13 protein-coding genes are annotated in these 12,660 nt (G+C 67.8%); 10 read left to right on the forward strand and 3 right to left on the reverse strand.

The features are described 5' to 3' along the window. Positions 1 to 2: 2 nt before the first annotated feature. A complete protein-coding gene (locus tag ACU5AP_RS05375) occupies positions 3 to 896 on the reverse strand; it encodes a LysR family transcriptional regulator (protein WP_446680898.1) in 894 nt (297 codons plus the stop codon). A 174-nt stretch (positions 897 to 1,070) separates the two neighbouring features. On the opposite strand from ACU5AP_RS05375, the gene ACU5AP_RS05380 reads away from it, so the two are divergent. From ACU5AP_RS05380 to ACU5AP_RS05415, 8 genes are all read left to right on the forward strand, one after another. Continuing rightward, positions 1,071 to 2,177 (forward strand): S-(hydroxymethyl)glutathione dehydrogenase/class III alcohol dehydrogenase, encoded by a 1,107-nt coding sequence (locus ACU5AP_RS05380; protein ID WP_076223638.1) that lies wholly within the window; start codon positions 1,071 to 1,073, stop codon positions 2,175 to 2,177. 16 nt (positions 2,178 to 2,193) lie between these two features. Beyond that, complete coding sequence (locus tag ACU5AP_RS05385; RefSeq protein ID WP_128718720.1) at positions 2,194 to 2,658, forward strand: GFA family protein; 465 nt, start codon at positions 2,194 to 2,196, stop codon at positions 2,656 to 2,658. A 92-nt stretch (positions 2,659 to 2,750) separates the two neighbouring features. After that, the gene (locus ACU5AP_RS05390; RefSeq protein WP_128718719.1) at positions 2,751 to 3,137 is read left to right on the forward strand and encodes a VOC family protein; all 387 of its coding nucleotides are present in this window, start codon (positions 2,751 to 2,753) and stop codon (positions 3,135 to 3,137) included. A 41-nt stretch (positions 3,138 to 3,178) separates the two neighbouring features. Next, positions 3,179 to 3,700, forward strand: a complete 522-nt coding sequence (locus ACU5AP_RS05395) for a hypothetical protein (RefSeq protein ID WP_128718718.1) — start codon at positions 3,179 to 3,181, stop codon at positions 3,698 to 3,700. 17 nt (positions 3,701 to 3,717) lie between these two features. Then, positions 3,718 to 4,551, forward strand: coding sequence for an S-formylglutathione hydrolase (gene fghA / locus ACU5AP_RS05400; protein ID WP_128718717.1), 834 nt, complete (start codon positions 3,718 to 3,720; stop codon positions 4,549 to 4,551). Positions 4,552 to 4,556: 5 nt separating this feature from the next. Further along, entirely contained in the window at positions 4,557 to 4,799 is a 243-nt protein-coding gene (locus ACU5AP_RS05405) for a hypothetical protein (protein WP_040347012.1), read from the forward strand. A gap of 90 nt (positions 4,800 to 4,889) precedes the next feature. After that, positions 4,890 to 6,713, forward strand: a complete 1,824-nt coding sequence (locus ACU5AP_RS05410; protein WP_128718716.1) for a DUF885 domain-containing protein — start codon at positions 4,890 to 4,892, stop codon at positions 6,711 to 6,713. 94 nt (positions 6,714 to 6,807) lie between these two features. Then, entirely contained in the window at positions 6,808 to 8,604 is a 1,797-nt protein-coding gene (locus tag ACU5AP_RS05415) for a DUF885 domain-containing protein (RefSeq protein WP_446680899.1), read from the forward strand. A gap of 81 nt (positions 8,605 to 8,685) precedes the next feature. Here the strand turns inward: ACU5AP_RS05415 and ACU5AP_RS05420 are convergent, their stop codons facing one another. Next, entirely contained in the window at positions 8,686 to 9,201 is a 516-nt protein-coding gene (locus ACU5AP_RS05420; RefSeq protein WP_157677977.1) for a DUF4189 domain-containing protein, read from the reverse strand. 51 nt (positions 9,202 to 9,252) lie between these two features. Next, positions 9,253 to 10,377, reverse strand: coding sequence for a DUF1176 domain-containing protein (locus tag ACU5AP_RS05425; RefSeq protein ID WP_164917948.1), 1,125 nt, complete (start codon positions 10,375 to 10,377; stop codon positions 9,253 to 9,255). Between the two features lie 189 nt (positions 10,378 to 10,566). Here ACU5AP_RS05425 and ACU5AP_RS05430 point away from each other — a divergent pair, with 189 nt between their 5' ends. Both ACU5AP_RS05430 and ACU5AP_RS05435 read left to right on the forward strand, forming a co-directional pair. Beyond that, complete coding sequence (locus tag ACU5AP_RS05430) at positions 10,567 to 11,787, forward strand: NADP-dependent isocitrate dehydrogenase (RefSeq protein WP_312164082.1); 1,221 nt, start codon at positions 10,567 to 10,569, stop codon at positions 11,785 to 11,787. A gap of 296 nt (positions 11,788 to 12,083) precedes the next feature. Next, positions 12,084 to 12,635 carry a DUF2939 domain-containing protein gene (locus ACU5AP_RS05435; RefSeq protein ID WP_446680900.1) on the forward strand — a complete coding sequence of 184 codons (552 nt, stop codon included), beginning with the start codon at positions 12,084 to 12,086 and terminating at the stop codon, positions 12,633 to 12,635. Positions 12,636 to 12,660: the final 25 nt, after the last annotated feature.

Below are 12,660 nucleotides of genomic sequence, written 5' to 3' on the forward strand. Positions count from 1 at the left end.
GTCTAGCCCTGATTTCGAACGCCCGGCGCGGACAGACGGTCGTGCAGCCAGTCGATCATGGCGCGGACCTTGGGCGGGACGTGGCGGGGGTGGGGGTGGACGGCCCAGACGCCTTCGTCGGGCGGGCGGGCCTCGTCCAGCAAAGAGACGAGGGCGCCCGCTGACAGGGCCTCGGCCACGTAGAAGTCGGGCAGTTGGCACAGGCCGAGGCCCTGCAGGGCGGCGTCCAGCACCGCCGCGCCGGAGTTGCAGCGCCAGCGGCCGGTGGGACGCAGGCTGACCTCGCGGCCCGCCTCGGTGAAGCGCCAGTGTTCGGCCGAGCCGATCAGGCCGTCGTGGCTGGGGATCTCGGACAGGTCGCGCGGGGCGCCGCGGCGGGCCAGATAGTCGGGGCTGGCGCACAGGATCAGCCGCCGCGAGGCCAGGCGCCGCGCCATCAGCCGCGAGTCGGTCAGATGACCGAACCGCACCGCCAGATCATAGCCGTCGCCGACCAGATCGCGCAGGCGATTGTCGAGGTCGAGCTCGATGCGAAGCTCGGGGTTCTGGCGTGCGAAGGCGTTGACGGCGGGGGCGATGAATCGCTCGCCATAGGAGACGGAACAGGTCATCCGCAGCAGGCCGCGCGGGGCCTGATCGTCGGGCTGGACGGCGGCCAGGGCCTCGTCGCGCTCATCGATCAGGCGACGACAGCGTGCCAGGAAGTCACGGCCTGCGTCGGTCAGTTCGACCCGGCGGGTGGTGCGGTGGAGCAGGCGCGTTTGGAGGCGGTCCTCCAGCCGGGCGATCTCGCGGCTGACGGCGGAGGTGGACAGGCCGAGGCGCCGGGCGGCGGCCGAGAAGCTGGCCTGTTCAGCGACAGCGGTGAATTCGTCGATCCCGTCCCAGCGGCTCATGGGGACGTTGGATCAGGATTATTGCTTAACAGCAATAATGTTTTGCGGTTGTCGCCGTTTCGACCCAGCTGGAACGGGCGTAGTAAGGTCGCCAAATCACCCGCCCACCTCATGCCCCTGAAGCAGCGAGCGACCGCGTCGCGAGCGTTAGGGGCGTCCGAAGGACTAAGACCCATGAAAACTCGCGCCGCTGTCGCGTTCGAAGCCAAACGCCCGCTCGAGATCGTCGAGGTCGATCTGGAGGGTCCGCGCGCGGGCGAGGTGCTGATCGAGATCAAGGCGACGGGCGTGTGCCACACGGACGCCTATACGCTGGACGGTCTGGACAGCGAGGGTCTCTTCCCCTCGATCCTGGGCCATGAGGGCGCGGGCGTGGTGGTCGAGGTGGGGCCGGGCGTGACCAGCCTTGCGGTCGGCGACCATGTCATCCCGCTGTACACGCCGGAATGCCGCCAGTGTAAGTCGTGCCTGAGCCGCAAGACCAACCTGTGCACCTCGATCCGGGGCACGCAGGGCAAGGGGCTGATGCCGGACGGGACCAGCCGCTTTTCCTACAAGGGCCAGACCCTTCATCACTACATGGGCTGCTCGACCTTCTCGAACTACACCGTCCTGCCCGAGATCGCGGTGGCCAAGATCCGCAAGGACGCGCCCTTCGACAAGGCCTGCTACGTCGGCTGCGGCGTGACGACGGGCGTGGGCGCGGTGGTCAACACGGCCAAGGTCGAGCCGGGCGCCAACGCCGTGGTCTTCGGCCTGGGCGGCATCGGTCTGAACGTCATCCAGGGGCTGAAGATGGTCGGGGCCGACATGATCATCGGCGTCGACATCAACGGCGACAAGGAGGAGTGGGGCCGTCGCTTCGGCATGACCCACTTCGTCAATCCGAAGGATGTGTCGGACGTGGTGGCCCATCTGGTCGAGCTGACCGGGGGCGGCGCCGACTACACCTTCGACTGCACCGGCAACACCGTGGTCATGCGTCAGGCGCTGGAAGCCTGTCACCGCGGCTGGGGCGAGAGCGTCATCATCGGCGTGGCCGAGGCGGGCAAGGAGATCGCCACCCGTCCGTTCCAGCTGGTCACCGGCCGCGTCTGGAAGGGCTCGGCCTTCGGCGGCGCGCGGGGCCGCACCGACACGCCCAAGATCGTCGACTGGTACATGGACGGCAAGATCGAGATCGATCCGATGATCACCCACACCCTGCCGCTGGAGCGGATTAACGAGGCCTTCGATTTGATGCATGAAGGCAAGAGCATTCGTTCGGTCATCGTCTTCTAACGAGAGGGATACAGCCATGGGCGACTGGAAACTGCCGTGGACGGGGGCCTGCCTCTGCGGGCAGGTGAAAGTTCAGGTCGCCCAGGCCCCGGTCTTCGCGGCGGCCTGTCATTGCCGCGCCTGTCAGAAGCTGACGGGCGGCGCCTATTCCCTGAGCTTGATGCTGCCCAGCGAGGGGCTGACGGTCGAGGGCGAGACGGAGATCGGCGGCCTGCACAATCCCGTGCCGGAGCATCACTTCTGTCCGTCATGCAAGACCTGGCTGTTCACGCGCAGCATCGCCGGGGGGCAGTTCGTCAACCTGAGGCCCAGCCTGCTGGACGACGGGGCGTGGGTCGTTCCCTATGCCGACACCTGGACGACGGAGCGTCTGCCCGGCGCTCAGTCGGGAGCCAAGGTCGGCTATCCGGAATTCCCGCCGCCTGAGGATTACGCCGAGTTGATGGGCGCCTACGCCCGCCAGGGCGCGCGGCCCGACTGAGCAGGTGCAGCAAAGTTCGTTGCCAAACGAAACCTTGTCGGCTTAGCTTGCCGCGCCCGGCGCGATGATCGGGCGGATCTGGGAGGATCACCATGTTTACACACGTCACTGTCGGGGCCAACGACCTCGAAGCCTCGCACAAATTCTATGACGCCGTTCTGGGCGCCCTGGGCCATCAGGCGGGCGCGCCCAGCGACGCGCCGATGCCGGGGGTCTGGTACATGACGCCGCGCGGAATGCTGGGCGTGGTCCGTCCGCGCGACGGCCAGGCGGCTTGCCACGCCAACGGCGGCACCATCGGCTTCGCGGCGTCTACGCCGGAGGCGGTCGTGGCCTTCGCCGAGGCCGGGGTCGCGGCGGGCGGCGTGGCGATCGAAGATCCGGCTGGGCCGCGCAATACGCCTTTCGGCGTGGTGCACCTGGCCTATCTGCGCGATCCGTCGGGCAATAAGATCTGCGCCGTTCACCGGCCGAGCTGAGGGTTGAGGCGATGAAGGCGAAGGCGGCGGTTGCGTCGATCATGGCGGTTGTGGCCGTCGGGGCGCTCGCCGCCTGCAGTCAGGGCGAGGCGCCCGCGCCCGCGGAGGCGTCGGCGCAGGCCTGGGTCCGCAAGAAGGTGGTGCTGTATCTGCCGGATCGGGTGATGAAGGAGCGGGTCGCGGTCGCCGACCTGTCCCCCTATCTGGCCGCTGTCGACGAGGCGGTCGCCGCCGCCGCCGAGGCTCAGCCGATACAGCCGGGCGCTTCGGGCATGATGCTGCTGATGGTCAAGCCGGGCGAGCGGTCCAGAGCCTGGGTCGTCACCGGCGAGCCGGCGATGAAGCCGGACGTCGTCGCGGCTCTGACCGGCGCCGCCGGGGCGGTTCCGGCGCCGTCGGTGCGGCAGGGACCGATCCTGGTCGGCCTGCAGTTCGACGCCTGGGGCGGCGGCGCGCAGCCCGAGGGGGCGGTCGCCCCGATCCCGCGCGACTGGTACGCGCACTTCTCTGAAGACGGGGGCGTCCTCGATGACGACCTCATGGCCAAGGTCTGGCCGGACTGATCTGGAGTTTGAGTCTGATGGAAACGGTCAAGAGCCACGTCGTTCACGGCGGGACGCTGCGCTATCTGAAGCACGACAGCGCGACGACGGGCACGCCCATGACGCTGTCGGTCTTTGTTCCTGCGGGAGAGGGGCCGTTCCCGGTCCTGATCTGGCTGTCGGGCCTGACCTGCACCGAGGACAACTTCACCACCAAGGCCGGGGCCTATAAGGCCGCCGCCGAACACGGCGTCATCATCGTCGCGCCCGACACCAGTCCGCGCGGGGAAGGCGTGGCCGATGACGCCGCCTATGATCTGGGGCAGGGCGCGGGCTTCTATGTCGATGCGACGCAGGCGCCGTGGGCGCCGCATTTCCGCATGGAGAGCTATGTCACGGGCGAGCTGATCGAGCTGATCGACGCCCAGTTCCCGACGACGAAGACGCGCTCCGTCTTCGGCCATTCGATGGGCGGGCATGGGGCGCTGACGTTGGCGCTGCGTCATCCCGAACTGTTCCGGTCGGTGTCGGCCTTTGCGCCGATCTCGTCGCCGACGCGCTGCCCGTGGGGCGAGAAGGCTTTCTCCGCCTATCTGGGCGAGGACCGGACGAAATGGGCTAAACATGACGCGGCCCTGCTGATCGAAGGCGGGGCGGCGAAAGGCGTTTTCGACGACATCCTGGTGGATCAGGGCGACGCGGATTCCTTCCTGACCGATCAGCTGAAGCCGGAACTGCTGAAGGCGGCGGCGCAAAAGGCCGGACAGGGGCTGACCCTGCGCATGCAGCCGGGCTATGATCATTCCTACTTCTTCATGGCCAGCTTCGTGGACGACCATGTGGCCTTCCACGCCAAGCGGCTGAAAGCCTGAGTGTGATGACTAACGCCGCCCCCGACTTTGATCAGATGTTCGCAGACCTGTGCAATCAGGTCGGCTTCTGCCTGCATGAAAAGGGGCAGAAGAAGGTGATCGAGGCTCTGCCCAAGGGCTTGGACGCCGCCATGCGCGCCGTCTTTGCCGCCGAGGGCGTGGACGAGCCGAACGCGCCCGGCGACCTGAAGCGCGCGGTGCGGGACTGCATCAAGGCCCATGTGAGCGCGCCCAGATCGGGCGCATGACGCAGACTTAATCCGCAAGGCGACGATCAAGCCTTGCGGGCGGCCATCGCTTCGCTAGCATCCCGGCCCATCGCTTTTGGGAGGAAGCTCATGATGGATCGCCGCCGCCTGCTGATGTCGGTCGCCGCGGGGGGAGCGCTGGCCGCTGTCGGCCCGGTTCGCGCCCTCGCCCACGCCGCTGTGGCGCAGACCGCCTCGGCCGACTTCAACGCCCTGATGAACCGGATCGCGCAGGAGATGCTCCTGACGGATCCGGAATCCCTGACCATGCTGGGCATGGACCGGGGCGAACACGCCGACGCCCGCTTCAAGCTGAGCGACCGCAGCCAGGCCAAGGTCGAGGCCGACAAGATCAAGTTCGTCGCCGCCATGAAGGACATGGCGGCCATCGACCGCAACGCCCTGCCGGCCAAGGAGCAGATCTATCACGACTCCCTGACCTTCTTCGGCGAGACGGTGAAGGAGGGCTACGCCTTCCCCTATGGCGGCGGGATGTACCCCTCGCCCTATACGGTCAGCCAGTTGGGCGGCTCGTACCAGCAGATTCCGGACTTCCTCGACAGCCAGCACCGCATCGAGGCGGCGGATGACGCCGAGGCCTATCTGTCGCGCCTGTCGGACTTCGCCCGCAGCCTGGACGACGAACGCGAGCGGATGCGGATCGACTACGTCGCCGGGGCCGTGCCGCCGGACTTCGTCATCGACCGCACCCTGACGCAGATGGGCGCCATCACCGGCACGGCCGTAGCCGACTCGGTCATGAGCCAGTCGATCGCGCGTCGCACGGCCGAGAAGAACATCCCCGGCGACTGGGCCGCACGGGCGCAGACGATCCTGACGCGAGAGGTCTATCCGGCCATCCAGCGCCAGGCCGACGCCCTGAAGGCGGTGCGCGCGGGCGCGACGCACGACGGCGGCGTGTGGCGTCTGCCGGACGGCGAGGCCTACTATCGCTATGGGCTGAAGAACTACACCACTTCCTCGATGACGCCGGACGAGGTGCATCAGATGGGGCTGGATCAGGTGGCCGAGATCTCGGCCCGCGCCGACGGCCTGCTGAAGGCGCAAGGGTTGACGCAAGGCACGGTCGGCCAGCGCATCGCCGCCCTCGGCAAAGATCCGCGCTTCGTTTATCCGAACACGGACGAGGCCAAGGAAGAGCTGCTGAAGGAGCTGAACGTCCAGATGGCGGCCATGCAGGCCCGCATGCCGGACTATTTCGGCCGCCTGCCCAAGTCGCCCTGCGACATCCGTCGCGTGCCCAAGGCCATCGAGGCCGGGGCGCCGGGCGGCTACTACATGGCGCCGGCCCTGGATGGCTCGCGTCCGGGCGCCTACTACATCAACCTGCGCGACACGGCGGAGTGGCCCAAATGGACACTGCCGACCCTGACCTATCACGAGGCCGTGCCGGGCCATCACTTCCAGATCGCCCTGCAGATGGAGCAGCCGGACACTCCGCTGCTGATGAAGGTCATGGGCTTCTCGGCCTATTCCGAGGGCTGGGGCCTGTATTCGGAGCAGTTGGCGGACGAGATCGGCGCCTATGAGAACGATCCCTTCGGCCAGATCGGCTATCTGCAGTCCTTGATGTTCCGCGCCGCGCGTCTGGTCGTGGACTCGGGTCTGCACCACAAGCGCTGGAGCCGCGAACAGGGCATCCGCTACATGGTCGATACCCTGGGCGATCAGGAATCCAGCATCGCCACCGAGGTCGAGCGCTACTGCGTCTGGCCGGGCCAGGCGTCCAGCTACAAGGTCGGCCACACCACCTGGGTGCGCCTGCGCGAGGACGCCAAGAAGCGCCTGGGATCGCGTTTCGACATCAAGGGCTTCCATGACACCGGCCTGAACCTGGGCGGGGTGCCGCTGACGGTTCTGGAGCGGACCATGAACGCCTGGACCCCGGCCTGACGGCTGGACCTCTTACGGACGCGCCGGTCCGTCATTTCAGTAAGCTTTGGGAGCGGCGTCCGGCGCGGCGCGGCTCCGTTGGGGGAATATCCGAATGATCGACCGCCGCCGCCTTCTTCTGACCGCCGCCGCGACCGCCGTCGCCGCGCCGACGCTGGCGCAAGCCGCCGCCGCTGTCACCGACGCCGATACGCGCCTGAACGCCCTGCTGGACGGCTGGTTCGAGGCCGACATCGACGAGTCGCCCGAGCGCGCCACCAACCTGGGCCTGGACAAGGGCGCCCGCGCGGGCCTGTCGTCTCGCTTGAGCGAAGCCGGGCCTGACGCCATCCGCAAGGACCGCGACAAGGCGATCAGCCGCTGGGCCGAGCTGCGCGCCTTCGACCAGACCGGCCTGTCCGAGGCCGGGGCGCTGAACTACGCCATCGCCTCTTTCGGGCGTCAGACCTCGGCCGAGACGGCGCGCTTCGCCTACGGCGCCGGGCCGGGCCGTCCGTCCCCCTATGTCGTGACCCAGCTGTCGGGCGCCTATTTCTCGACGCCGGACTTCATGGACAACCAGCACCGCATCGAGGACGCTGCGGGCGCCGACGCCTTCCTGTCGCGCCTGGACGCCTTCGCCGGCGTGCTGGACGGCGAGACGGCCAAGATCCGTGAGGACGCTGGTCAGGGCGTCATTCCGCCGGACTTCATCATCGACCGGATGCTGCCGCAGATCCGCACCCTGCGCGATACGTCGGCCGCCGACATGGCCATGGTCAAGTCGCTGGCCCGCAAGGCCGGGGCGCTGAACCTGTCGGGTTATGACGCGCACGCCGTCGCCCTGGTCGATCAGAAGATCAAGCCCGCCTTGGCCCGCCAGATCGAGGCGCTGGAGAAGATCCGCCCCGACGCCGTGCACGACGCGGGCGTGTGGCGCCTGCCGGACGGCGAGGCCTTCTACGCCGCCGGGCTGAAGTCGAACACCACGACCACGCTCTCGGCCAAGGAGATCCACGCCATGGGCCGCGAGCAGGTGGCCGAGATCAGCGCCGAGATCGACGCCATCCTGAAGTCGCAGGGTTATACCCAAGGCACGGTCGGCGAACGCGTGCAGGCGCTGAACAAGGATCCGGCCCAGCTGTTCCCCAACACCGACGCGGGCAAGGAAGAGCTGCTGAAGTGGCTGAACGAACAGGTCGCCGCGCTAGAGCCAAAACTGCCCGCCGTCTTCGGCCGCCTGCCCAAGACCCATGTCGAGGTGCGCCGCGTGCCGGTGTCGATCCAGTCAGGCGCGCCGGGCGGATACTATCAGGGGCCGCCGCTGGATGGCTCGCGTCCGGGCGCCTACTACATCAACCTGCGCGACAGCGGGAACTGGCCCAAGTTCGCCCTGCCGACCCTGACCTATCACGAGGCTTCGCCGGGCCACCACCTGCAGGTGGCGCTGCAGCGCGAGTCGGGCGAACTGCCGCAATGGCGCCGCGCGGGGGGCTTCTCGGCCTTCAACGAGGGCTGGGCGCTGTACGCCGAGGCCGTGGCGGCCAACGATCTGGACGCCTATGCGACCGATCCGCTGGGCCGGGTCGGTTTCCTGATGTCCTACCTGTTCCGGGCGGTGCGCCTGGTGGTCGACACCGGCATTCACTCCGAACGCTGGAGCCGCGAGCAGGCGGTCGACTATATGGCGGGCTCGGGCGCCAAGCCGCTGGACGCTTCGAACAGCGAGATCAACCGCTATTCGGTCTGGCCGGGTCAGGCCTGCGCCTACAAGGTCGGCCACACGGTGATCGCGCGCCTGCGCGAAGAGGCGCAAGCCAAGCCGGGCTTCGACCTGCGCGCCTTCCACGACAAGGTGCTGGGCAGCGGCTCCCTGCCGCTGGCGGTGCTGGAAGGGCGGATGCGCGCCTGAGGCGCCTCCTAGAAACAGGAAGGGCCGGAGGTTGATCCTCCGGCCCTTTTTATCGGTCCGGTCTATGCGTAGGGACGGTCGTCAATAGCGGGTGGTGCGGGTGGATCGCGCGGTGCAGACGGCGTCGTGGGCCATGGCGCAGTCGGCGCCGCCGCTGGCCTGGCACTGGCTGAGGGCGTTGGCGCGGGCCGTGCGGGCGTTGCGCGCCGGCGTAGAGAAAAAGCGGGTCAAGCCGTCGATCTGACCGGAGGCCACGGCCGAACAGGCGTTGCGCCAGGACGCCACTGGCGCGCAGTTGGCGTCAGGCTCGGTCGGCGCGCGCATGCTGACGCCCCAGGCATGGTCCGGCTGCTCGCACTTGCGCATGGCGTTGAACATGGCCGCTTCTATGTCGTGGCCCTGCAGAACATAGGGATAGACCGCGCCGGTGTCGGTGTTGAACGCAAAGGCCCCCAGGCCCTCGACGCGCTCGCGATAGCCCATGGTGCTGGTGTCCACGCCCTGGGGGGCGTCCGGGGCGCAGGTCGCCGACCCGGCCGCCGTGCCGACCGGGCATTGGGTCTGGGCCGAAGCCTCGTTGGGCGGCAGCCCCGCCATGAGGACCAAGCTCAGGGCAGAGACGCCTAAAACAGTATTGAATTTCATGACTCAGCCTTCGATTGCGCGCCAGGTGGTCGGCCACAGATCTTGAGGTATGGCGGTGCAGCTCGGCATGTTTTTCTCGTCCAGCAGGGCGAAGCGTTCGCCGGTCCAGGCCCAGGTGCCCATCCGGCCGCAGTCGCCGATGCCGCGCCCGCGCCCGAAGGCGAACAGGGTGCGAGTCTTGGGATCATAGCGGCTGTTGACCAGTTCGTCGTGGCTGCTCGTGGCTGTGGGGAAGACGACCAGTTGGGGCGCGGTCCCGTCCGCCGGGGTGATGAAGTAGACCTGGGTGAAGTTGTAGGCGCCCTCGCCGCACGGCACGCTCCACAGCAGCTTGTCGGAGGCCAGGCGTGCGACCTCGACGTCCGGCTCGAAGCGTTCGCCCTTGCGGCTCGTGGCCAGGCATTCCTTGACCTTGGGGTGGGCCAGCAGCGCCGGCGACAGGTCGTCCTGCGCCAGGCCGTTCTGGGACACGGCGGCGGCCACGGTCACGCGCGGCGCGGCCGGGGCGGCGGGGACGCTGGAGGCCGGGCGGTCGCCGCGACGGATCAGGGCGGTGGTCGTGCCCAGCCGTCCTTGACGCTCGTCGATCCACAGGAAGGCGGCGGCGGCCCCGCCCAGGCTGACCTTGATCTGCTTGTCGCCGCGTCGCAGCGCCATGAAGGAGCCGTTGCCCAGGCCGTTCATCAGCTGGGCCGAGGGGGTGTTGAAGGCGATGACGTCGCCTTCCTCGTCCATCTTGGCGTTCTGGCCCGCATGGCGGCGGCCGTCGATCTCGGCGTAGACGGAGCCTTCGCCGTCCTCCAGACCCCAGCCGCCCATGTGGACGACGGGCCGCGCCTCAGGGCCGGGGGCGAGCGAGACGAGGACGAAGCCCATCTCATTCTCGCCCGGTCCGAAGGCGACGCAGTGGTTGGTGTTGTCGCAGGTGGCGGTCCAGTCGCGGAACTCGCGCGTCACGCTGGGCGGATTGGCGGCCGCGGTCTGAACCGCGGGCGCGGCGGCGGCTTCTGCGGGGGCCGGCGCGGCAGGCGTTTCGGGCGTGGCGGCGGCCTCACGTTCCTTGCAGGCGGCCAGGGCCAGGGGAAGCAGAGCGACGGAGGCGGCGAACCGCAGGCGGCGAAGCGTCATCAGGCGTTCCATGCATTTGATCGACTGGCGACGCCAAGCGTAGCCGTGAAAAAGCCTAGCGGCCAAGCCGCCGTTTCGTTCCGGCGGCTTCGTTCCCGCCGTGCGGCTTTCGTCCCCTTTGCGCCCGCGCGCCGGGGTCGCTATATCCCCTGCACCGAATTCCTTCCCCTGAGAGACAGAGGCGTAAGCATGGCCAAGATCAAGGTCGCCAATCCCATCGTGGACATCGACGGCGACGAAATGACCCGGATCATCTGGCAGATGATCAAGGACAAGCTGGTCTTCCCGTACCTGGACCTCGAACTCGACTATTACGACCTCGGCATGGAAAGCCGTGACGCCACCGACGATCAGATCACGATCGACGCGGCCCACGCCATCCAGAAGCACGGCGTCGGCGTGAAGTGCGCGACCATCACCCCCGACGAGGCGCGCGTCGCTGAATTCGGCCTGAAGAAGATGTGGAAGTCGCCGAACGGCACCATCCGCAACATCCTGGGCGGCGTGGTCTTCCGCGAACCGATCATCTGCAAGAACGTCCCGCGCCTGGTGCCGGGCTGGACCCAGCCGATCGTCGTCGGCCGTCACGCCTTCGGCGACCAGTACAAGGCCACCGACTTCCTGATGCCTGGGCCGGGCACCCTGTCGATCAAGTTCGTCGGCGACGACGGCCAGGTCATCGAGCATGAGGTCTACAAGTCGCCGGGCGCCGGCGTCGCCATGGGCATGTACAACCTGGACGCCTCGATCCGCGAGTTCGCCCACGCCTCGTTCGCCTATGGCCTGCAGCGCAACTATCCGGTCTATCTGTCGACCAAGAACACCATCCTGAAAGCCTACGACGGCCGCTTCAAGGACATCTTCCAGGAAGTCTTCGACGCCGACTACGCCGAGGAATTCAAGAAGCGCGGCCTGACCTATGAGCACCGCCTGATCGACGACATGGTCGCGGCCGCGATCAAGTGGTCGGGCGGCTTCGTCTGGGCTTGCAAGAACTACGACGGCGACGTGCAGTCGGACATCGTGGCGCAGGGCTTCGGCTCGCTGGGCCTGATGACCTCGGTGCTGATGACGCCGGACGGCAAGGTCATGGAGACCGAGGCCGCCCACGGCACGGTCACCCGTCACTATCGCCAGCATCAGAAGGGCGAGGCCACCTCGACCAACTCGATCGCCTCGATCTTCGCCTGGACCCGCGGCTTCAAGCACCGCGCCAAGCTGGACGGCAACGCCGAGCTGGCCGAGTTCGCCGATACGCTGGAGCGCGTGGTCGTCGAGACCGTCGAGTCGGGCTTCATGACCAAGGATCTGGCCCTGCTGGTCGGCGATCAGCAGTCCTGGCTGACGACCGAAGGCTTCCTGGACAAGGTGTCCGAGAACCTGAAGAAGGCCCTGCCGGGCATCGGCTGAGGCTTTTCTAGTCGGCCGCGGTCAGAAGGCTCCGCCTTCTGATCCGGCGCGGCCCGGAGCCGCCAAGACATCAAGGCCCGCCGGAGCGATCCGGCGGGCTTTTTTGTTGGGCGCGTATCGCGTTCGCTCCCCTCAAACACGCCGTCATCCTCGAGGAGGACGGCGTGGGGACAGGGGGACGGAGCCGCGTGAAAACACGCATTGAACCCGCCGACGAACCATGTCCCTAATACTCTTGGGGATTTTGACGCCGTTTCGTCGTCGTCTGGTCGCGTTCGTAAGGCAGGGGAGGGCCGATGAATCGCAAACTGATCATTCGTCTGGGGGGGGCTGCGGCCGCAGTCCTTGTGGTCGCCTACGCCGCATCGCCCTTGCTGGCGGCGCGGTCGTTGATCCAGGCGGCGAAGGCGGGGGATGAAAAAGGGCTGGAGCGCCAGGTGGACTTTCCCGCCTTCCGCGCCAGTCTGAAGGACGAACTGAACGCCCGCATGATGGCCGAGATGCGCAATGACCCGCGCATGGCCGACAGCGGCCTGTCGGGCCTGGGGATGCTGCTGGCGCCCGCCATCGTCGGCGGGGCGGTGGACGCCTTCGTCACCCCGCAGGCGATCTCCATGATGGTGCAGGAGGGACGGACGCCCAAACCCGCCCTTTCGGTCGAAACGGAGCCGAAGGCGAAGAGCGACCATGACCGCGTGCGGCAGTCGTGGGGCTATCGCGACCTGGACACCTTCGCCGTCACCCTGACCCGCGACGACCAGCCGGACGAGGCGGTGTCGCTGCTGATGAAGCGCCGCAACCTGTTCGGCTGGAAGCTGGCGGCGATTGATCTGGGGGCGCCGGAGTAAGCCTCTCCTCCCCATGTAATGGGGA

The sequence above is a fragment of the Brevundimonas sp. RM1 genome (assembly GCF_052907225.1).